Below are 20,555 nucleotides of genomic sequence, written 5' to 3'. Positions count from 1 at the left end.
CAACCCACCATGCTCGTCACCCAACAACCGGTCTTGCGGCGCTTCTGGTACGCCGTGATGCCGATGACCCGACTCGCCGCCGGCCCGCAGCCCTTCACCCTGCTGGGCGAAAATATCGTGCTGTGGAAAAAGTCCGACGGCACGCCCGCCGCCGTGCGCGACCGTTGCTGCCACCGCACCGCCAAACTCTCCAAGGGTTTTGTCGAGGGCGACCACATCGTCTGCGGCTACCACGGCTGGACCTACGACTGCTCCGGCGCCTGCGTGAAAATTCCGCAGGCACCGGACCTGCAAATTCCGGCAGGCGCCAGGGTGCCGGCCTTCCACTGCCAGGAAAAATTCGGCTACGCCTGGGTCGCGCTTGAGGACCCGCTGCTGCCCCTGCTGGACACCGAGGAAGAAGCGCTGGGCTACCGCCGCATCCACCAGTTCGACGAGCGCTGGGCCACCGGCGCACTGCGCCTGATGGAAAACTCCTTCGACTCGGCGCACTTCGCCTTTGTGCATGCCGGCACCTTCGGCCAGGGCGGCCAGCCCAAGCCGGAGCACTTTTCGCTGGTGGAGACCGACTACGGCTTTGAGGCCAGCATGGTCATCAGCATCAACAACCCGCCGCAGTCGCACCGCATCACCGGCACGACCGAGCCGACGACCAAGCGCCAGTTCTCCAACCAGTGGCACCTGCCCTTTCTGCGCAAGCTGGGGCTGGTCTACCCGAGCGGCATCAAGCACACCATCTTCACCTGCGCCACCCCCATCGACGACCACCACGTGCAGCTGATCCAGTGGCTGTACCGCAATGACACAGAAGCGGACTGCCCGGCCGAGCTGCTCAACGCGTGGGACACCAAGGTGGTACTGGAAGACAAGGTCATCCTCGAATCAGTGGACGCTGACGCCCCGGTGGACGTGGCGCGCCGCGACGAGCAGAGCATGGCCAGCGACCGGCCCGGCATGCTGATGCGCAAGCGCCTGCTGCAGCTGCTGCACGAGCACGGCGAGACCGAGAAATTCAGCTGGACCCGCATCCACCCTGTCCAGAAGGAGGCGGCCCATGCTGACCACTAAACAAGCGGTGCTGCGCCGCTTCTGGTACGCACTGATGCCGATGACGGCGCTGGACGCCGGCCCGCAGCCCTTCACCCTGATGGGCGAGGACATCGTGCTGTGGAAACAGGCCGACGGCACACCGGCCGCGGTGCGCGACCGCTGCTGCCACCGCACCGCCAAACTGTCCGAAGGCACGGTCGAAAACGGCCACATCGTCTGCGGCTACCACGGCTGGACTTACGACTGCACCGGCACCTGCGTGAAAATTCCGCAGAACCCGGACATGGTGATTCCGGCAGGCGCGAAAGTGCCGGCCTACCGCGCCCAGGAAAAATACGGCTACGTCTGGGTCGCGCTGGACGACCCGCTCAAACCAATTCCGCATTTCCCCGAAGACGGTGCGCCCGGCTACCGCCGAATTTTCCAGTTCTATGAGGAATGGAAAACCAGCCCGCTGCGCATGATGGAAAACTCCTTCGACAACTCGCACTTTTCCTATGTGCACAAAGCCAACTTCGGCATCCTCGAGAATCCGAAACCCGCGCCTTACACCTTCACCGAAACCGACTATGGCTTCGAGGCCGAGACCCATGTGCCGATCCGCAATATCGAAGCCGGCCACCAGGTCACGGGCACGACCGAACCCATCACCGAGCGCCACCTGATCAACCGCTACTACCTGCCGTTTGCACGACGCTTCGGCTGCACCTACCCGGCCAGCGGCGTTGACCACATCATCTACAACTGCGCCACGCCGATCGACGACGAACGCATGATGCTGGTGCAGTGGCTGTACCGCAACGACAGCGAGGAAATCTGCCCGACGCAAAAGCTGATTGACTGGGACGCTGCCATCACCGCCGAGGACCGCGACATCCTCGAAGCCACCGACGCCGACGCCTGCGTCGACACCACACGCAAGGTGGAATTTCACATGCCCTCGGACAAGCCCGGCCTGGTCATCCGCAAACAGCTGCTGGACTTGCTGCGTGCCCATGGCGAGGAAGAAATCCACCGCGGGAACGTCGCGCAACAGCCCACCATCAAGGCTTTCGCATGAATCTGCTGATCCGCAACGCCACGGCCATCCTGACCGGGCTGCCTGGAGCAGCGGCGCGCCATGCCGGCCCCGACATCCGGGTCCAGCAGGGCAAGATCGCCGCCATGGGCAAACTCAGCCCCGAGCCGGGCGAACGTCAGATCGACGCCAGCGGCTGCGTCGTTTACCCGGCCTGGGTCAACACCCACCACCACCTGTTCCAGTCGCTGCTCAAGGGCGACCTGCTGGGCATCAACGCCACGCTGACGCCCTGGCTCGCAGCCACACCGATGCGCCTGCGCCCGGCCATGGACGAGGGCATGTTCCGGCTGGCCGCGCGCATTGGCCTGGTCGAACTCGCGCTGTCGGGCTGCGCCACCGTGGCCGACCACAACTACCACTACTACCCGGACATGCCTTACGACAGTTCGGCCATCCTGTTCGAGGAAGCCGACGCACTGGGCCTGCGTTTTGTGCTGTGCCGCGGCGGCGGCACGCTGTCGCGCCAGAAGGAGGGCGAACTGCCACCGGCTTCGCGGCCGGAAACACTGGATGCCTACCTGGCCGACATTGAACGCCTGGCCGCGCGTTTTCACGACAGCGCGCCCGACGCTATGCGGCGCATCGTGGTGGCACCGACCACGCCGCCGCATTCCATGCGGCCGCAGGAGTTGCGCGAATGCGCCGACGTGGCGCGCCGCCTCGGCCTGCGCCTGCATTCGCACCTGTCGGAAACCGTGCACTACCAGGACAGCGTGTTCAACCAGCACGGCATGAAGCCGGTGCACTTCTGCGAAAGCGTGGGCTGGCTGGGCAGCGACGTCTGGTTCGCCCACCTGGTCAAGCTCGACGCCGACGAGATCGCGCTGCTGGGTGCCACCGGCACCGGCATCGCGCACTGTCCGCAAAGCAACGGCCGTCTCGGCAGTGGGATCGCACCGGTGCGGGCGCTCGAAGCCGCCGGCGCCGCGGTGTCCATCGGTGTGGACGGCGCCGCCTCCAACGAAGCGGCCGACATGTTGTCGGAAACCCATGCGGCCTGGCTGATGCAGCGCGCGAAGGCCGGCGAAGCCACCACGGCGCTGCACCGCGGCGGCCAGGGTGAAGCCGACGCAGCGGCCACCACGGTGGAAGACGTGGTGCGCTGGGGCACGGCCGGCGGCGCGCGGGTGCTGGGCCTGCCCGGCATCGGCAGCCTGGCGATTGGCCAGGCGGCGGACATCGCGATTTACGCGCTGGACCGCGACCCGCGTTATTTCGGCCTGCACGACCCGGCCATTGGCCCGGTCGCCAGCGGCGGTGCGGCGCATCTCAAGGTGCTGCTGCGCGGCGGCAACGAGATCGTGCGTGATGGCGCCGTGCCCGGGCTGGATCTGGCCGAGCTGGGCCAGCAGGCGCGCGCGGCGGTGAAACGCCTGCTCAGCTCGCTGTGAATGGCTGATTTGCTCTTTTTTTTAGCTGACAATCCAGTCTGTCAAGGGCTGAAGCCTGTTTTTGCATACAGACCAGCGTGAAACGGCTTCTCCCGGCTTTCACCGGCTAGCGCGTCAACGGCTCGTCTCAATATAGATCAACGCTCTTGCACGGCCACAGAAATACAAGTTGTATTGCAGTTGAGTGATGTTGTGGGTTTCACTGTGGTTGACCAAGTTCACCAAAGTGGTCAATCAGGTTTTGTCTGATGCGATCACGGTTGGAATAGGTTCCATCTATGTCTTTCGTGCAGTGACGGATGTGATTGGTGGCAGACGTGGCAATCACTTTCGCATCACTTTCAGTTCTCTGCCGTTGATCACTGCTTTATCACTGTGTCTTGTCACTAACAGTCAACCAAAATCAGCATTTTTCTTGCCGTTTTTTGGGTCAATATCGTCACGGTCGACACAAAAAACCTACTTGAAACAGTTCACGCGCCGTAACTCCAACGTATGCACTTCTTTCCCTGCTGCATTGCGCATCGGGTCATTGTTTAGGCGAATGATTTCCTATCAGAACAAGCCGAATGCCTTGAGAACAAGCCCAACAACAGTAAGCACTGTACCCACAATGAAGACTATGTGTTGGTTGCCTGTGTACCATTTACGGAGCTTTGATTGCGGCTTCAGTAACGCTAGTTCTCCCTTTATACGTTCACCGATAATCTCTTCAAAGCGCACGAAGAGTCCTCCTATGGTTATGTCTCCGCCGCGTGGGTTGCTTTGAGAATTAAGCCTTTGGTCGATGCTCAGCATGCGTTCGTAAATCATTTTGCATGCAGAGAACAGCAGTTCTTGAACCTCTGGCAATACGAGCCTGGCATCAACCTCACGCTCCTTAGCCATCGCAACTGCTGCTGTTATCTCCTTACCAATCATGTCTTGAAGGAAAGGGTCCACTTGAGCCCAGAATACGTCCCGCGGCGTGTCCTCGAACTGCATGCCTGAATAGGTAATCTCCTTGCCAAAGAACGTCCGTATTGTGAGCGTCTTGTCTGTGCGAAAGAATGCCCATGGTGTGACTTGGTTCTGCAGAAACACTCTGACTGCATCATCAATGCGCTGCTTGAGGACAGGATAAAGCGGCGTTGGCATCTGTTGCCTCAGATGCGTGGGCGTGCTGCTCTTATCAATGCACGCGGTGATGCTGTGGGGTCGCTTGCACGCTCAGGATCGAAGTAGAACTGTTGACAGCTCATGCAGCGCCAGCCTGTACGTTCATTCTTTAGCGGAGACAGTGACTTACGATTGCTGCGGCACTTCTCGCAGTACCTGAACCCATTTGTGCGGCTTATCCAAGTGCCTGTCGGTACGTCCCATCGCAGCCATAAGCGGGTGCGGACGACAAGCACGCACAGGAACGCGATGATGACCAACAGTAGAACAGTCCCGATTGAGAGCGAATTGTTTGTCCTGCTTGATAGCCAATCGCCCAGTTCCTTGTTGATAGTCAGTAGCAGCGTAGGTGACAGCGATATGCCGACTGTCAGCGCTTCCACAAGCCACCTGGGCATTCCGGAATCCTTCTCATCACTCATGTTGCTTCTCCCATGCCGGATCGTATCAGCGCATTGAAGCTTGAATATCGCACAATTCAAGTACATAAATGCACAGTGAAAGATGCTTATGCAGTTAGCACTTGTCGATGGAGTACGTCAAAAAGCCCACCCCGGTCTCAAGGGTGTCTGTCCGGGCTGCGCATTGCCTGCTGTACCTAAGTGCGGGGAAAAGCTTGTTTGGCATTGGGCACACAAAGGAAGGCATTGTGATCCTTGGTGGGAGAACGAAACAGAATGGCATCGCAATTGGAAGGCTCAGTTCCCTGAAGCTTGGCAGGAGGTCATTCAGACTGACGCAGTCACAGGCGAGAAACACATTGCAGACGTTAGGACTGCTAACGGTATGGTTATCGAGCTACAGCATTCCGCTATGCCTGCTGATGAATTGCGCTCAAGGGAAGCTTTCTACAAGCACATGATCTGGATTGTTGATGCGCGTTCGTTCGCTTCGCAGTTCGAGATTAATCCACTCAAGCTCCCTGATCCGAAGTCCGAACTCTGCAAGGATGCCTTCTTTTTCGAAACCGCTGCTGCTTACTGGCGACCATCGGAGCGTGACCCTAACCTGAGACTTGTGCTTATGCATCAGCGTCGCGACATTGAGGAACAGATTCAACGTGACTACAGAGGACATCACTTTTACACGTGGAAGCGGCCGCGCGCTGTCTGGTACGAGAGCACCATGCCTGTGCTGCTGGACTTCGGGACAGATGAACTCTACTGGCTCCAGCTCTATGACAGTCGCGGGGTGCGCTGCGTTCGCAGGATACGTAAGTCAACGCTGGTGCGCATCAACCTCGAAGCAATACCGCAAACGCCTGCATCTTTGTGATGATTAGTCGAAGCTACCGGTCGTAAAGCGTTCAGGTTTGAACTTCTCATCTTCGGATGCGGCAGGCAATGTACCCAGCTTGCGGAAAATGATTTCGCACGGTACAAGCAGGTACCCGAATTCGTCCCCCGCCCGTCGGGCTGGGCCGAGGAGCGGAGCCGAAAACGGATCAGGGCGAGCGATTGTCTGAGCCGAAGGCGAGTTCGAGCTCGACCCCGTTTTCGGCGAGCACCGCAGGTTGCCCGCAGCGAAGCGGAGGGCCCCAGACCATCGGGTCGCCTTCTCTTTGCTTACTTTCTCTTGGCGACGCAAGAGAAAGTGAGTCGCCCGCCGGGGCGAGACCCGGCTTGTATGAAGACCCGCAGCCGCGGCAAGCTTGCACAAGCTTCGACAAGCTCAGCCCGAACGGCGTTGGAGGATTGCCTGCATGGATCCCGGATCAGGTCCGGGATGACAGACAAAACGCTGCGTTCGCTATGAATTCAATAGCTTCTGACGACCGTCTCCAAAGGGCTGAAGGCCAATTCGACCTATAAAGCAGGCTATCTCGGCAAGCCAGTTGCCTGCCGGGCCAGCTCGGTCACGCGGCTCCAGTCGCCGCGCGCCAGCGCATCTGCAGGCACCAGCCAGGAGCCGCCGACACAGACCACGTTGGGCAGCGCAAGAAAATCGGCTGCGTTGGCTGCCGTGATGCCGCCTGTAGGGCAGAACTTCACGTCGCCAAAGGGCCCGTTCCAGGCCTTGAGCATGGCCAGGCCGCCGGCCTGCAGGGCCGGGAAAAACTTGAGCTCGGTGAAGCCGTCTTCCTGCGCCGCCATGATTTCGCTGGCGGTGGCCACGCCGGGCAGCAGCGGAAGGTGGGCATCGCGGCAGGCTGCGCCGACCGCGTGGGTGTAACCCGGGCTGACGATGAAACGCGCGCCGGCCATGGCGCAGGCCTGCACGTCGGCGGCACTGCGTGCGGTGCCGGCACCGACCACCGCTTCGGGCACGTCCCGCGCGATGGCTTCGATGCAGGCCAGCGCCTGCGGCGTGCGCAGCGTCACTTCCAGCATGCGGATGCCGCCGGCCACCAGCGCGCGCGCCAGCGGCACGGCATGGGCCACATCGGTCAGCACAATCACCGGAATGACCGCCGCATCCTGCATCACCTGCAGGGCCGTCAGCGGACCAGCCGCCGGATCGAGATTCACATCCAAGATAACGCTCCTTCTTCTGCCGTCAGCGCGTGCCGGCGCATGCCGGCAAACAGTTCGCGCCCCAAACCCTGACCATTGGCATCACGCAGCGTCTGCGGCATGACCGCGGTCGGCCGCGCCGCCCAGTCGGCGTCCGCCACCCGCACGTTCAGTGTGCCGACGAGCGCGTCGACCCGCACGATGTCGCCGTCGCGCACTTTCGCCAGCGGGCCGCCGGCCGCCGCTTCGGGCGACACATGGATGGCCGCCGGCACCTTGCCCGAGGCGCCGCTCATGCGGCCGTCGGTGACCAGCGCCACCTTGAAGCCCTTGCCCTGCAACACCGCCAGCGGCGGCGTGAGTTTGTGCAGCTCGGGCATGCCATTGGCCTGCGGACCCTGCCAGCGCACCACACAGACCACGTCGCGGTCCAGCTCGCCGGCCTGGAAGGCCCGGTGCAAATCTTCCTGCGAATCGAAGACCCGCGCCGGCGCCTCGACCACATGGCGGTCGTCGGGCACGGCCGAAACCTTGATCACGCTGCGCCCGAGGTTGCCCTGCAGCAGCTTGAGGCCGCCGGTGGCGCTGAAAGGCGCGCTGGCCGGCCGCACGATGGCCTCGTCTTTCGTCGCGCCCATCTCGTGCCAGGCCAGCTTGCCCTCCACCATGGCCGGCTCGCGTGTGTATTCGCGGATGCCGCCGGCGCGCACCGTCAGCACGTCCTCGTGCATGAAGCCGGCATCGAGCAGCTCGCGGATCACAAAGCCGGTGCCGCCGGCCGCCTGGAACTGGTTCACGTCGGCGCTGCCATTGGGGTAGACATGGGTCAGTAGCGGCACCACCGCGGACAGGGCGGAAAAATCATCCCAGTCGATCAGGATGCCGGCCGAACGCGCGACAGCAACCCAGTGGATCAGGTGGTTGGTGGAGCCGCCGGTGGCCAGCAGCGCCACCATCGCATTGACGATGGCTTTTTCATCGACGATTTTCCCGATCGGCGAAAACCGTTTTGACGACTTGACGATGCCCAGCACGGTGCGCGCTGCCTCACGCGTGAGTTCGTCGCGCAGGTCGCCGCCCGGGTTGACAAACGCGGTGCCGGGCACATGCAGGCCCATGGCTTCGAGCAGCATCTGGTTGCTGTTGGCCGTGCCGTAAAAAGTGCAGGTGCCGGGGCTGTGGTAACTCTTGAGTTCGGCCTCGAGCAACTCCGTGCGCCCGACCAGGCCCTGGGCGGCGAGTTCGCGCACGCGGGCTTTTTCCTTGTTGGGCAAGCCGGACGGCATCGGGCCGGCCGGCACGAACACCATGGGCAGGTGGCCGAAATGCAGGGCGCCTATCAGCAGGCCGGGCACGATCTTGTCGCACACGCCCAGCATCAGCGCCGCATCGAACATGTCGTGGCTCAGCGACACCGCCGTCGCCATGGCAATCACGTCGCGGCTGAACAGGCTGAGTTCCATGCCCGGCGTGCCCTGGGTGACGCCGTCGCACATGGCCGGTACACCGCCGGCGACCTGGGCGGTGGCGCCGTGCAGGCGCGCCTCCCACTTGATCAGGTCCGGATAAGGCTGCAGCGGCGTGTGGGCCGACAGCATGTCGTTGTAGGCAGTGACGATGCCGATGTTGGGCGCGCGCTGCGTCACGACCTTGAAGCGGTCGTCCAGCGGCATGCCGGCGACCGCATGCGCGATGTTGCCGCAGCCCATGCGGTCCACGCTGATGGCCCGGGTGGCCGCGCCGTTCAGGCGCTGCAGGTAGGCGCTGCGCGTTGCGAAGCTGCGCTCGCGGATGCGTGCGGTGACGTCGGCGACGGTCGAATGAAGGGTCATGGGAAGTGGGCTGCCAGTGCGGTGGCTGAAGAGGGGTCGGTAACTTTATTACGACGCCCATCGTACTTGCTTCGCCCCGCTTTGGAAAGCCGCGGGTTACAGACCGGGTACCACGCAGGGACAAGAGGCGCGGCGCCACTGGCTCGTGAAGGCCCCGTAGCGCGCCGTCTTGCCGCAGCCTTATTGAATCCTGATCTCGACCCGGCGCGCCTCGGCGTCGCTGCCCGAGCCGGCCATCTGCTCGGGTTTTTGCAGCGTGATCTGGCTGTCGGCCACACCGGCTGCCTTCAGTGCATCGCGCACTGCCAGCGCGCGCTGGCGGGCCAGTGCGGCATTGACCGCGGCATCGCCCTTGGGATCGTGAAAACCTGCAATCACCACTTTCTTGCCTGTTTTCGCTGCCCTGACCACATCGACCAGTGCCGCGCCAGCGCCGGGCGCCAGCTCGGCCTCGCCGGACGCAAAATAAAATTTCACCACACCGTATTCCACGGTGATGCTGGCGGCATCCGACACGGCCTGCGCCGACGGAACGGGTGGCGCGGCAGGGGCCGGCGCAACGGGCACCGGCGCGGCCATCACCGGCAACGCGGCAACGCCTGCCACGGCAGGCAAGGCCGGCGCACCCTGGCGATGCAGCGCCGCGCCTAGCACCAGCGCGATCACGAGGGCAACCAGGGCAAAAACAAGGCCCAGGACCAGACCCAGCGGTTCATCATCCGATGCAGAAGACATTGACAACACTCCCTGAAAAACGCACAGGCTGCGGCGGCCCGTGCCAGCCGCAAAAAATAACCGGCAGCTGGACCGGTAGAAGCCGGTCATTGTAAAGTCTGGCTGTGGACATTCCCCCGCCTACCGACCTGCCCGTCCTGCGTGATCCGGCCCCCATGCTGGAGCGTTTTCTGCACCAGTGGGGCGGCCGCGAGGACCTCTGGATCTTCGGTTATGCCTCGCTGATCTGGCGGCCCGATTTCGACTTTGCCGAAGTCCGGCGCGCGCGGGTGCATGGCTGGCACCGGGCGCTGAAAATGTGGAGCCGCATCAACCGCGGCACGCCCGAGTGCCCGGGGCTGGTGTTTGCGCTGCTCTCGGGCGGCAGCTGCCACGGCGTGGTCTACCGCGTGCCCCGGCACGAAGTGCAGGACGTGGTGGCCAGGCTCTGGCTGCGCGAGATGGTGACCGGGGTGTACGACCCGCGCTCGCTGCGCTGCAACACCGAAAGGGGAACGGTCCAGGCGCTTGCCTTCACGCTGTCGCGGCGCAGCCCGAACTTCACCGGCGAGCTCAGCGAAGCACGTTACCGCGAGATTTTTTCCGCAGCCTGCGGCCGCTACGGCACCACGCACGACTATGCGCGCCAGACGCTGGAAAGCCTGCACAGCCACGGCATTTCGGACACCCGGCTGGCGCGCCTGCTCAGCCTCTCGCAGGCGGGGATTGCCAGCGACGAGCCGCAGGCCTAAAGTCAGGCTTCATCGAAGTCTTTCCACACCGACCTGGAACTTGTTCTTAACCTGGAGACACCATGAAAACAACCCTTCTTCTCTTGACCACGGCCGCCCTGCTGGGCGCCTGTGCCAGCACCCCCGGCGGTCCGCGCGCGACCGCGCAGCTGCAGCCCACCACCGGCAATACCACCAGCGGCAGCGTCAGTTTTGTCCAGAAGGGCAACAAGGTCCTGGTGAGCGGTGAAATCCGCGGCCTCAAGCCGAATGCGGAACACGGTTTCCATGTGCATGAAAAAGGCGACTGCTCCAGCGGCGACGGCATGAGTGCGGGCGGGCACTTCAACCCCACCGGCGCGCCGCACGGCAGCCACGGCATGGGCATGCACCACACCGGCGACCTGCCCAGCCTGAAAGCCGACGCCGGCGGTGTGGCCCGCTTCAACTTTGAATCAGGCTCCCTGGCCGTCGGCAGCGGCGTGACCGACATCGTCGGCAAAGGCCTGATTGTTCACCGCGACCCCGATGACTACAAAACCCAGCCGACCGGTAACGCCGGCCCGCGGCTGGCCTGTGCCGTCATACGTTAGCCCCCACGGTCGCTCACTGCGTGTAGCTCCCTGCCCCCCGAGGGGGCCGCTGCGCCTGCGGCCCGGCAAAGCCGGTTCCGCGGCCCCTGCTTGAATAAGACCGATCAGCGCGCAGCCAGCAACTTTTCGGCGCGCGCCAGATCGTCCACGGTGTCGATGTCGGTCACAACACCGATATCGTCAAGCGCCAGAAACGCTACTGAATTCATAGCTTCCTGCGCCCGTACCACGGGCGCCGCACCCTGATTTCCCTTCAAGCCGAGCAAGGCGTCGCGGCACGCCGCCGAAAACCCGACCGGGTGGCCGCGCTGGCCCTGGTGCAGCGGGATCACCACCGCGTGCTGCGCCAGCGCACTGGCCACGGCGCGCAGCGAGTCGCTGCGCACCAGCGGCAGGTCGGCCGGCAACACCAGCCAGCCCGCTGCATCCGGCGTGGCACGCACCGCCGCCGCAATCGAGTCGCCCATGCCGGGATGGCCCGCGTCTTCCAGGTGCCAGGGCAAGCCGCTGGCGATCACCGCGTCCATCGTGTGCCGCAGCACCGGCTTGCCGGCCAGCAGGGCCTGCAGCTTGTGGGTGTGGCCACCGGACGCGGTGAAACGTTCACCGCGGCCCGAGGCCAGCACCAGCACCGTGGGCAAATCGGCCTCAGGTCGGGCGGTGTCCATCAGGCCAGCTTGAAGGGCAGCTCGCGCTGCGCTTGGCCGGTCAGGCGCGCCACGGCGTTGGCAAAGGCCGGTGCCAGCGGCGGCAGGCCGGGCTCGCCCAGGCCAGTGGGCGCATCGGCGCTCGGCACGATGAACACGGCGACCGCCGGCATGTCGGTGATGCGCGGCACCGGGAAATCACCGAAGTTGCTTTGCTCGACCACGCCGTCCTTCAGGGTGATGGCCGCGCCCGGCAGGCACATGGACAGCCCCATCAGCGCCGCACCCTGGATCTGCGCTTCGATGCTGGTCGGGTTGATCGCCAGGTTGCAGTGCACGCCGGCCGTCACCGCATGCAGCACCGGTGTCTTGTCCTTGACCGAAGCTTCGACCACGTAGGCCACCACCGTGTTGAAAGACTCGTGCACCGCCACGCCCCAGGCGCGCCCGGCCGCCAGTGTGCGTTTGCCGTAACCGGACTTGTCCACCGCGAGTTGCAGTGCCGCACGGTGCCGCGGATGTTTCGAGCCGAACTGCTTCATGCGGTACGCCACCGGGTCCTGGCCGCTGCTGCGCGCGATCTCGTCGATCAGCGTTTCCATCACATACGCCGTGTGGGTGGAACCGACACTGCGCCACCAGAGCACCGGCACATTGACCTTGGGGTGGTGCACCGACAACCGCATCGGGATGTCGTAGGGCTCCTTCATGCCTTCGACCATGGTGCCGTCGACACCGTCCTTGACCATGAAGGCTTCAAACGGCGAACCGGCCACGATGGACTGGCCGACGATCACATGGTCCCAGGCGAGGATGTTGCCCTGCGCGTCGTAACCAATCTCGGCGCGGTGAACGTGCATGGGACGGTAATAACCGCCCTTGACGTCGTCCTCGCGGCTCCACAAGGTGCGCACCGCGGCGTTCAGGCCGGCGGCGCGTGCGGCTTTGGCCACGGTGCAGGCCTCCACCACATAGTCGCTGCTCGGAATGGCACGGCGGCCGAAACCACCGCCGGCCATCTGCACATTCATCTTCAAATTCTGCGGCGCCACACCCAGCACCTTGGCGGCGGCCATGGTGTCCAGGCCCGGCATCTGCGTGCCCAGCCAGAGTTCGGCGCGCGTGTCGGCGCCCTGGCCGCTGAACTGCACCGTGCAATTGAGCGGCTCCATGGGTGCGTGAGCGAGGTAAGGAAACACAAACTCGGCGCTGATTTTTTTCGGCGCGGCGGCGAGTTTGCCGACATCGGCGGCGTACTTGATGGCCCCGGTGGTTTGCGCCAGCGCGCGGTAGCTGGCCAGCTGTTGGGTGCTGTCCACCTTTTCGACCGCGCTGCTGTCCCACTCGACCTTGAGTGCGTCACGGCCCTGCTTGGCCGCCCAATAGCCGTCGGCGACCACGGTCACACCCTCGCCGCCGCGGTCCAGCGGCACACGCAACACGGCCTTGACGCCGGGGATGACGCGCGCAGCGGCGTCGTCAAGTGAACGGATCTTGCCGGCGAACACCGGCGGGTGTGCAACCACGGCCGTCAGCAGGCCAGGCAGCCGCACGTCGATGCCGTAACTCTGGGTGCCGGTGGATTTGGCGCGGGCATCGAGGCGGCCCGTAGGCTGGCCGATGATGCGGAACTGTTTCGGGTCCTTGAGCGTGACCTGCTCCGGCACCGGCTGCTTCATCGCGGCTTCGGCCAGTTCGCCATAACCCAGGCGTTTGCCGCCGGGGCCGATCACCACGCCCTCGCGGGTGCGGAGGCCGGCGGCGTCCACGCCCCACTGCGCCGCGGCCGCCGCCACCAGCATGGCGCGTGTGCGCGCGCCGAGTTCGCGGTACTGGGTGTAGGAATTCTTGATCGAGCCCGAGCCGCCGGTCAGGTGCATGCCGAAGGCCGGGTCCACATAGGCCGGGTCGGCGTTGCCGTGCTGGCTTTTCACCAGGCGCCAGTCGGCGTCGAGTTCCTCGGCCAGGATCATCGGCAGGCCCGTCTGCACACCCTGGCCAAAATCGAGGCGGTTGATGGTCACGGTGACCGTGCCGTCCTTGTCGATGCGCACAAAGGCCGAGGGCTGCTGGGTCGGTTTCAGCGCGGAAGCGGCGGCAGCGGGCGCTGCGCCCTGGGACTGCGCCAGCATCGGAAACGCGCCCAGCGCAAACCCGCCGACCGTGGCGACCTTGAGGAAGCTGCGCCGTTGCAGGCCTTCCATCGCTCCGTTTTCAGGAGCATCCTGCGCTTGCTGCACAAGGGCTTGCAGGCCTTTTGGCAGCTGATGGAAGATGTCGGAAGAAGTGGTGTTGTACATGGCGATCTCCTTCAAGCCAGGGCCACGGCGGCGTCTTTGATGGCAGCGCGGATGCGCACGTAAGTGCCGCAGCGGCAGATGTTGCCGGCCATGGCCGCGTCGATGTCGGCATCGGTCGGTTTGGGTTGGGTCTTGAGCAGCGCGGTGGCGCTCATCACCTGGCCGCTCTGGCAATAGCCGCACTGGGCCACGTCGTGTTTGACCCAGGCGGCCTGCACCGCCTGGCCGACGCGGTCATTGCCCACGGCTTCGATGGTGGTGATCTTCTGGCCCACGGCCGCCGATACCGGCGTCACGCAGGAGCGGATGGCCGCGCCGTTGAGGTGTACGGTACAGGCGCCGCACAGGGCGGCACCGCAGCCGAACTTGGTGCCTGTCATGCCCAGCGTGTCACGCAGGGCCCAGAGAATGGGGGTGGAAGCGTCGGCATTAACCGGGACGTCCTTGCCGTTGATATTCAGGGTGGGCATCGTGGAACTCCTTGTGGGGGATTGTTGTTGGGGGAGGAAAAGTTGACGAATTCTTATTCGCTTAAATTAGGTGGGCATTAGCATCGCATGTGAGGCTCAGGCCTTGATGGCGTCCCAGCACAAGGTGAAGGCGGCCTGCCGCACCACCTCGTCGTCGGGCAACACGCCGGTGCGGATCAGGTTGGCGGTTTCGCGCACCGAGCCCACCACACTGGCCGTCAGCAGCGGCAGCGGCACCGCCTTGAAAATCTCCTGCTGCTGGCCCTCTTCCATGAGCGCCAGGAAGCCGGCCGCGAGCCGGGTCGACAGTTCGCGGTTGCCTTCGGTGAACCAGGGCGAGTTGTAATACTGCTCCTGGAACACCACCTCGGCATAACGCTCCAGCCGGTGCCGCAGCAGGTTGCCCCAGATACGGCGCACCCGGCTGCGCAGCGAGGCGCCCGGCACCACACCTTCCATCAGGCGCTGCATGGTGGCGGTTTTGGCGTCCTGGTAGAGCTGGCTGATGAGCTCGTCCTTGGATGGGTAATAGACGTACAGCGTGCTGGTCGCAATGCCGGCGCTGCGGGCAATCTCGGCCATGGTCAGGCCGCTCAGGCCGGTCCGGGCCACCAGGTCAAAGGTGGCCTCGGCGATCGCACGCTGTTTTTCGTCGTCTTTGGGTTTCATCGGAAGCGGGAATATAGCCGAATATTAATTCGCTTTCAAGAGCCCGCACTCCGGCGCCCGGTGGACCCGTGCACAATCACAGGCATGAGCCAACCCACTTCCATTGCCGACCTGCGCAAAAGCTACGAACGCGCCGAACTCAACGAAGAGGCCTCGCATGCCGATCCGCTGCTGCAGTTCGATCAGTGGCTCAAGGAAGCCATTGCGGCCGAGGTGCCCGAGCCCAACGCGATGACGGTGGCCACGGTGGCTGCCAACGGACGTCCTTCGACCCGCGTGGTGCTGATCAAGGGGTATGACGAGCGCGGCATTGTCTGGTACACCAATTACGAGAGTCGCAAGGGCCAGGAGCTGGCCGCCAACCCCTTCGCCGCGTTGCAGTTTCACTGGGTCGAGCTCGAGCGCGTGGTGCGCATCGAAGGTCGGGTCGAAAAGGTATCTGCCGAGGAAAGCGACGAATACTTCCACAGCCGGCCATTGGATTCGCGCATCGGCGCCTGGGCCAGCCCGCAGAGCCAGGTGATCTCCGGCCGCAGCGTGCTGGTGGCCAATGCGGCGAAGTACGGCGCGAAATTTTTGCTGCAGCCGCCACGGCCGCCGCACTGGGGCGGCTACCGGCTCAAGCCCGACAACTGGCAGTTCTGGCAGGGCCGAAAGAGCCGGCTGCATGACCGGCTGCGCTACACCCAGGTCGAGGCGGGTTGGCTGCGCGAGCGCCTGGCGCCCTGAAGCCGGCCGCCTCAGGTATCCAGACGCTGGATCGCCTGACCCACCACCGCGTCGAGCTGCGCCTGCGGCACCAGCCCCGGCGCGATTTCCGCCAGCGGCACCAGCACAAAAGCGCGCTGATCCATGCGCGGGTGTGGCACGGTGAGGCGGGCTGAATCGATGCGACCACTGCCATATAAAAGAAGATCGAGGTCCAGCGTGCGCGGCGCGTTGCGGTAAGGCCGCTCGCGGCCGGCGGCCTGTTCCAGGGCCTGCAGCTCGCGCAGCAGCTCGGGCGCGCTCAGGGCCGTCTGTATTTCCACCACGGCATTGATGTAGTCGCCACCGGCGGCCGGACCGGGCGTGTCGCCCGCGTCGGCCAGCGGGGCGGTCCGGTACAGGCTGGAGCGGCGGGTCACCCGGGTCAGCGGCACGTGAGCCAGGGCGTCCATGGCCGCCCGCACCGCCGTGGCGGCGTCACCCAGGTTGGCACCCAGCGCGACGTAAGCCGTGAAAACATCGGACCGCTCAGGGCGCAGGGCCGTCCCCATGGCCGGCTGACTTAAAAGTCGGTGGGGGTGTCGGAGGCCGGACCGGCAGTCGGGCCGCCTTCGCGGTTGGCCGGCTTGCGGCGGCGCCGGCGCTTTTTGGCGGGCGCGGGTTCACCGAATTCACCGGTTTCCGGCGCAGGTGCCGGGCCATGGCCGGCATCGTCGCCGCGCGGCGCGTCACCTTCTGCGCGCTTGACGCGGGTGCGCGGCGGCTGCGGTTTTTTCGACTGCTCGAGCTTTGCCTGCTCGACCATCTCGTGGCGTTCGTCGTCGTAAGCAGTGCTGAATTTCTCCCACCACTCGGACAACTCGGGTTCGATCTCGCCGGTCTGCGCGCGCAGGCGCAGGAAGTCAAAGCCGGCGCGAAAGCGCGGCTGCTCCAGCAGCGAATATGGCGAGCTGCCGGTGCGCTTTTCAAAACGCGGCTGCATGGTCCAGATCTCGCGCATGTCGGTGCCCAGCTTGCCGCGGCCCGACACATCGCCGATCTTGGCGTTGAAGGCATCGTCGATCGCGTCCTGCAAGGCGGGCATGGTGTGTTCACCGCGCTTGAGGCGCTTGGCCCAGCCTTCGCGCACATCGGCCCAGAGCACGCAGGACAGCAGAAAGCTGGGCGCAACCGGCTTGCCTTCGGCCACGCGGCGGTCGGTGTCGAGCAGCGCCAGTTGCAGGAAGGGTTCTTCCGAGGTGTCCACCACCACATCCAGCAAGGGGTAGATGCCGGTGTTCAGGCCGAGGAACTTGAGTTGCTCGATGCTGGCCAGCGAGTGGCCGGTTTGCAGCAGCTTGAGCATTTCGTCAAACAGGCGCGACTGCGGCACATCGGCCAGCAGCCCTTTCATCTCGCGCAGCGGTGCCACGGTCTTTTCTTCAAACTTGAAGCCCAGATCGCTGAGCTTGGCGGCAAAACGCACGGCGCGGATGATGCGCACCGGGTCTTCGCGGTAACGCGTGGCCGGATCGCCAATCATGCGGATGATCTTTTTCTTCGCGTCGCGGATGCCGTGGTGATAGTCCACCACGATCTGCGTTTCCGGGTCGTAATACATGGCGTTGATGGTGAAGTCGCGCCGTGCGGCATCTTCTTCCATCGGGCCCCAGACGTTGTCGCGCAGCACGCGGCCGGAGGCGTCCACGGCGTGTTTCATGCCGGCGAGCTCGCTCTTGCTGGTGCGCTCGTTGCCACCGACCTGCTCGGCCAGGCTGCTGTCCAGATGCGCGCGGAAGGTCGAGACCTCGATCACCTCGTGCTCGCGGCCGCGGCCGTAGATCACATGCACGATGCGAAAGCGCCGGCCGATGATGAAGGCGCGGCGAAACAGCGACTTGACCTGCTCGGGCGTGGCGTTGGTGGCCACGTCGAAGTCCTTGGGACGCAGGCCGACCAGCAGATCGCGCACCGCACCGCCGACAATGAAGGCCTCGTAGCCGGCCCGCTTGAGGGTGTGCACCACGTCCATCGCGCGTTCATCAACGAGTTTGGGGTTGATCGCATGGTCCTGGGGGCCGACTTCGCGGCGCTCCCCGAAAACCGATTTTTTGGACCGGGTGGCACCGCTGGCGGGACTGGCAGACTTGCCAAACAGCTTGTCGATAAATTTTTTGATCATGGAATCAGGAGATTGTGCCGGGCTGGCCGCGCTTGCAGGGCAAGGGGCCTGGCCTCCAGCAGTTAGAACAGCTCAAGTATGCGCCATCCGCGCTCGGTGGCGATCGCCCGCAGGCGCTCATCAGGGTTGGTGGCCACCGGGTGCGTGACTTTTTCCAGCAAGGGCAGATCGTTCATGGAGTCGCTGTAAAAAGTGCTTTCCACCGTGTCCCAGTGCAGCCCGCGGTCGGCCAGCCACTGCTGGACCCGGGCCACCTTGCCTTCCCGGAACGACGGGGTGCCGCGGATTTCACCGGTCAGCTGGCCGGCGGCATCACGCTCGAGTTCCACCGCAATCAGCTCGGCCACCCCGAACGCGTCGGCGATGGGCCGGGTCACGAATTCGTTGGTGGCGGTGACGATCACGGTGTCGTCACCCGCCGCCTGGTGGCTGCGGACCAAGTCCAGCGCCGCGGTTTGTATGCCTTTTTGCACGATTTCGTTCATGAAACGGGCGTGAGCAGCTATCGATTTTGTAGCACCCTGCTCCCGGATGGCTTGGGTGGCAAAACGCATGTAGTCATGGATGTCGAGCGTGCCGGCCTGGTAGTGGGCATAAAACTCGGCGTTGCGGCGCTTGAACTCATGGCCCTCGCACCAGCCCAGCGCAATCGTGAACTCGCCCCATTCGTAGTCGGAATCGATGGGAATCAGCGTGTGGTCGAGGTCGAACAGGGCGATGCGCCGTTTTGCGGCGCCAGGGCGTGATGTCACAGGGTCTCCAGCATGGATTTGATCAACGGAATCGTGATCGCGCGCTGGGTCTGCAGCGCGTAGGCGTCGAGCTGGTCCAGCAGTTGCATCAGGTTGCCGAGGTCGCGCGAGAAGCGGCTCAGGATGAAATCCATGGCCTCATCGCTGAGGAACACGCCGCGCGCGTCCGCCTCCTGGCGCAGCACGGCACGACGCTCCGGTTCGGTCAGGGCCTGCAGCGCAAACACATGGCCCCAGCCCAGGCGCGTGCGCAGGTCTTCGCGCAGGGCCAGGTCGGCCGGCGGCGCGTTGCCGGCCGCCAGCACCCAGCGCGGGTGGCCGTCGGCGGCATTGAGCGCGTTGACGAACCAGTTGAAGGCCGCCTGCTGCTGCACCGCAGTGTACAGGTGGCAGTCGTCCATGATCACCGCCGCCCATTTTTCGTTGAATTCGGGCGGCTCCAGCATGGAGGCATCGAGCCAGCCCACCGACGCGCCCTGCTCGCGCAGCGCCTCGCTGACGGCCTTGAGCAGGTGGGTCTTGCCGCTGCCGGGCTCTCCCCACAGGTAGGTCGGCACCGGGGAGCGCAGGCTGTTGCCGGCCCACAGTTCCAGGTGCCTGAGCGCCGCCTCGTTGGGGCCGGCAAAAAAATTGGCGAACGACGGCGGCGATGCCAGCCCGATGTCCAGTGCAATCTGCTTCATGCCTGTCATTGTTGTCCTCAGCTTTGGTAGAGCTTGCTCAGCATGTAGCTGGCGCGCAGGCGGCGAATGCCCACCAGCAGCACCGCGCTGGCCGGCAAGGCAATCAGCACGCCGAGAAAGCCGAACAGCTGTCCGAAAGCCAGCAGGGCAAAAATGACGGCCAGCGGGTGCAAGCCGATACGCTCACCGACCAGGCGCGGCGTCAGGTACAAACTCTCGACCAGTTGCCCCGCGCCATAGACGCCGGCGACCACCAGCACGCCATACAGGCCGCCGAACTGGAGGATGCCGGCCAACAGGGCCAGCAGCAACCCCAGCCCGAAGCCCAGGTAGGGAATAAAAAACGCCAGGCCTGTGAAGACACCGACCGGCACGGCCAGGTCGAAGCCGAACAGGGCCAGCGCCACGCTGAAATAAACCGCCAGTGTGCCCATGACCAGCAACTGGCCGCGCAGGTACTGGCCCAGCACCAGGTCGGACTCCGCCATGAAGCTGTCAAAGGAAGCGCGCAGCGAAGGTGGCACCAGCTCCACCAGCAGCGCCACAAACCGGTCCCAGTCCTTGAGCAGGAAAAACAGGGCCACCGGAATCAGCACTGCATTGCCCACGATGGCCAGCGCCACGCTGCCACCGAGTTTGAGCGAGGACAGCACCGAGCCGAAGGCATCCTCGAAATTGGTGCTGAGGTACTTGCCGACAAAGGCCTTGATGCTGGCCACATCCAGCGAGACCGTGATGCCGAACTGCGCCAGCCACGGCCCCAGGGCATTGTTGACGCGATCGGCCAGCAGCGGCAGTTGCTCGCGCAGCAGCGGCAGTTCCTTGGCAAAAATCGGCACCACCAGCAGCAGGATGGACAGCAGGATCAGGATGAACAGGGTCTCCACGATCAGGACGGCCAGCACGCGCGGCATCCGTCCGCGGCCCAGGCCGTCGAGCCAGTTCACCACCGGCGTCAGCACATAGGCCAGCACGGCGCCCACCACAAAAGGCGTGAGCACCGGCCCCAGCAGCCACAACGCCAGCATCACCAGGGCCGCGATCAGGCACCAGGCGGCTGTACGTTTTTGGGTGGAAGTAAATTGCATGCAGGCGGACGGGGGTGAACCCTTAGAATCTTGGCTTGGATTCTATCGGGCTTGCATGTCCGTCCCGCCGGCCC

General features: G+C 64.3%; 20 protein-coding genes. 7 read left to right on the top strand and 13 right to left on the bottom strand.

Annotated features, from left to right (window positions below; genetic code table 11):
- The first annotated feature begins 9 nt into the window (after nucleotides 1-9).
- The 3 genes from AAG813_RS05415 to AAG813_RS05405 are packed head-to-tail and all read left to right on the top strand — an operon-like array spanning nucleotide 10 to nucleotide 3,522.
- The gene (locus AAG813_RS05415; RefSeq protein WP_341912621.1) at nucleotides 10-1,068 is read left to right on the top strand and encodes a Rieske 2Fe-2S domain-containing protein; all 1,059 of its coding nucleotides are present in this window, start codon (nucleotides 10-12) and stop codon (nucleotides 1,066-1,068) included.
- Nucleotides 1,055-2,110, top strand: coding sequence for an aromatic ring-hydroxylating dioxygenase subunit alpha (locus tag AAG813_RS05410; RefSeq protein ID WP_341912619.1), 1,056 nt, complete (start codon nucleotides 1,055-1,057; stop codon nucleotides 2,108-2,110). Before AAG813_RS05415 ends, AAG813_RS05410 begins: the two co-directional genes overlap by 14 nt.
- Entirely contained in the window at nucleotides 2,107-3,522 is a 1,416-nt protein-coding gene (locus AAG813_RS05405; RefSeq protein WP_341912617.1) for an amidohydrolase family protein, read from the top strand. Before AAG813_RS05410 ends, AAG813_RS05405 begins: the two co-directional genes overlap by 4 nt.
- Nucleotides 3,523-4,077: 555 nt before the next feature.
- Here the strand turns inward: AAG813_RS05405 and AAG813_RS05400 are convergent.
- A complete protein-coding gene (locus AAG813_RS05400) occupies nucleotides 4,078-4,659 on the bottom strand; it encodes a hypothetical protein (RefSeq protein ID WP_341912615.1) in 582 nt (193 codons plus the stop codon).
- Between the two features lie 531 nt (nucleotides 4,660-5,190).
- On the opposite strand from AAG813_RS05400, the gene AAG813_RS05395 reads away from it, so the two are divergent.
- Nucleotides 5,191-5,955 (top strand): CoiA-like domain protein, encoded by a 765-nt coding sequence (locus AAG813_RS05395; protein ID WP_341912613.1) that lies wholly within the window; start codon nucleotides 5,191-5,193, stop codon nucleotides 5,953-5,955.
- Between the two features lie 542 nt (nucleotides 5,956-6,497).
- Here AAG813_RS05395 and eda read toward each other — a convergent pair.
- The 3 genes from eda to AAG813_RS05380 form a co-directional block, all read right to left on the bottom strand.
- On the bottom strand, nucleotides 6,498-7,103 hold the full coding sequence (gene eda, locus AAG813_RS05390) for a bifunctional 4-hydroxy-2-oxoglutarate aldolase/2-dehydro-3-deoxy-phosphogluconate aldolase (RefSeq protein ID WP_341912911.1): 606 nt from the start codon (nucleotides 7,101-7,103) through the stop codon (nucleotides 6,498-6,500).
- 41 nt (nucleotides 7,104-7,144) lie between these two features.
- The gene (gene edd, locus AAG813_RS05385) at nucleotides 7,145-8,965 is read right to left on the bottom strand and encodes a phosphogluconate dehydratase (protein WP_341912611.1); all 1,821 of its coding nucleotides are present in this window, start codon (nucleotides 8,963-8,965) and stop codon (nucleotides 7,145-7,147) included.
- A 180-nt stretch (nucleotides 8,966-9,145) separates the two neighbouring features.
- Nucleotides 9,146-9,700 carry an OmpA family protein gene (locus AAG813_RS05380; RefSeq protein ID WP_341912609.1) on the bottom strand — a complete coding sequence of 185 codons (555 nt, stop codon included), beginning with the start codon at nucleotides 9,698-9,700 and terminating at the stop codon, nucleotides 9,146-9,148.
- A gap of 104 nt (nucleotides 9,701-9,804) precedes the next feature.
- Here AAG813_RS05380 and AAG813_RS05375 point away from each other — a divergent pair, with 104 nt between their 5' ends.
- Nucleotides 9,805-10,431: a gamma-glutamylcyclotransferase gene (locus AAG813_RS05375; protein WP_341912608.1), complete on the top strand. Its 627-nt coding sequence runs from the start codon at nucleotides 9,805-9,807 to the stop codon at nucleotides 10,429-10,431.
- 62 nt (nucleotides 10,432-10,493) lie between these two features.
- Complete coding sequence (locus tag AAG813_RS05370; protein ID WP_341912606.1) at nucleotides 10,494-11,003, top strand: superoxide dismutase family protein; 510 nt, start codon at nucleotides 10,494-10,496, stop codon at nucleotides 11,001-11,003.
- Nucleotides 11,004-11,107: 104 nt separating this feature from the next.
- Here the strand turns inward: AAG813_RS05370 and AAG813_RS05365 are convergent, their stop codons facing one another.
- From AAG813_RS05365 to AAG813_RS05350, 4 genes are all read right to left on the bottom strand, one after another.
- On the bottom strand, nucleotides 11,108-11,671 hold the full coding sequence (locus AAG813_RS05365; RefSeq protein WP_341912604.1) for a nucleotidyltransferase family protein: 564 nt from the start codon (nucleotides 11,669-11,671) through the stop codon (nucleotides 11,108-11,110).
- Nucleotides 11,671-13,950: a xanthine dehydrogenase family protein molybdopterin-binding subunit gene (locus AAG813_RS05360; RefSeq protein WP_341912602.1), complete on the bottom strand. Its 2,280-nt coding sequence runs from the start codon at nucleotides 13,948-13,950 to the stop codon at nucleotides 11,671-11,673. The genes AAG813_RS05365 and AAG813_RS05360 overlap by 1 nt, the downstream gene beginning before the upstream one ends.
- A gap of 11 nt (nucleotides 13,951-13,961) precedes the next feature.
- Nucleotides 13,962-14,420 (bottom strand): (2Fe-2S)-binding protein, encoded by a 459-nt coding sequence (locus AAG813_RS05355; RefSeq protein WP_341912600.1) that lies wholly within the window; start codon nucleotides 14,418-14,420, stop codon nucleotides 13,962-13,964.
- A gap of 96 nt (nucleotides 14,421-14,516) precedes the next feature.
- Entirely contained in the window at nucleotides 14,517-15,089 is a 573-nt protein-coding gene (locus tag AAG813_RS05350) for a TetR/AcrR family transcriptional regulator (protein WP_341912598.1), read from the bottom strand.
- 84 nt (nucleotides 15,090-15,173) lie between these two features.
- Here AAG813_RS05350 and pdxH point away from each other — a divergent pair, with 84 nt between their 5' ends.
- On the top strand, nucleotides 15,174-15,818 hold the full coding sequence (pdxH, locus tag AAG813_RS05345) for a pyridoxamine 5'-phosphate oxidase (RefSeq protein ID WP_341912596.1): 645 nt from the start codon (nucleotides 15,174-15,176) through the stop codon (nucleotides 15,816-15,818).
- 11 nt (nucleotides 15,819-15,829) lie between these two features.
- Here the strand turns inward: pdxH and folK are convergent, their stop codons facing one another.
- From folK to AAG813_RS05320, 5 genes are all read right to left on the bottom strand, one after another.
- Nucleotides 15,830-16,348: a 2-amino-4-hydroxy-6-hydroxymethyldihydropteridine diphosphokinase gene (gene folK, locus AAG813_RS05340; RefSeq protein ID WP_341912594.1), complete on the bottom strand. Its 519-nt coding sequence runs from the start codon at nucleotides 16,346-16,348 to the stop codon at nucleotides 15,830-15,832.
- An 11-nt stretch (nucleotides 16,349-16,359) separates the two neighbouring features.
- A complete protein-coding gene (gene pcnB / locus AAG813_RS05335; RefSeq protein ID WP_341912592.1) occupies nucleotides 16,360-17,958 on the bottom strand; it encodes a polynucleotide adenylyltransferase PcnB in 1,599 nt (532 codons plus the stop codon).
- A 62-nt stretch (nucleotides 17,959-18,020) separates the two neighbouring features.
- Entirely contained in the window at nucleotides 18,021-18,710 is a 690-nt protein-coding gene (locus tag AAG813_RS05330) for an HAD family hydrolase (protein ID WP_341912590.1), read from the bottom strand.
- Nucleotides 18,707-19,393 carry a DnaA regulatory inactivator Hda gene (gene hda / locus AAG813_RS05325; protein ID WP_341912587.1) on the bottom strand — a complete coding sequence of 229 codons (687 nt, stop codon included), beginning with the start codon at nucleotides 19,391-19,393 and terminating at the stop codon, nucleotides 18,707-18,709. The genes AAG813_RS05330 and hda overlap by 4 nt, the downstream gene beginning before the upstream one ends.
- Before the next feature lie 17 nt (nucleotides 19,394-19,410).
- Nucleotides 19,411-20,481, bottom strand: coding sequence for an AI-2E family transporter (locus AAG813_RS05320; RefSeq protein WP_341912585.1), 1,071 nt, complete (start codon nucleotides 20,479-20,481; stop codon nucleotides 19,411-19,413).
- Nucleotides 20,482-20,555: the final 74 nt, after the last annotated feature.

It is taken from the genome of Polaromonas sp. YR568, from assembly GCF_943371715.1.
GTDB lineage: Bacteria > Pseudomonadota > Gammaproteobacteria > Burkholderiales > Burkholderiaceae_C > Polaromonas.
Note: the sequence above shows the minus strand (reverse complement) of the source record. Positions and strands in the feature narration are given on the sequence as shown.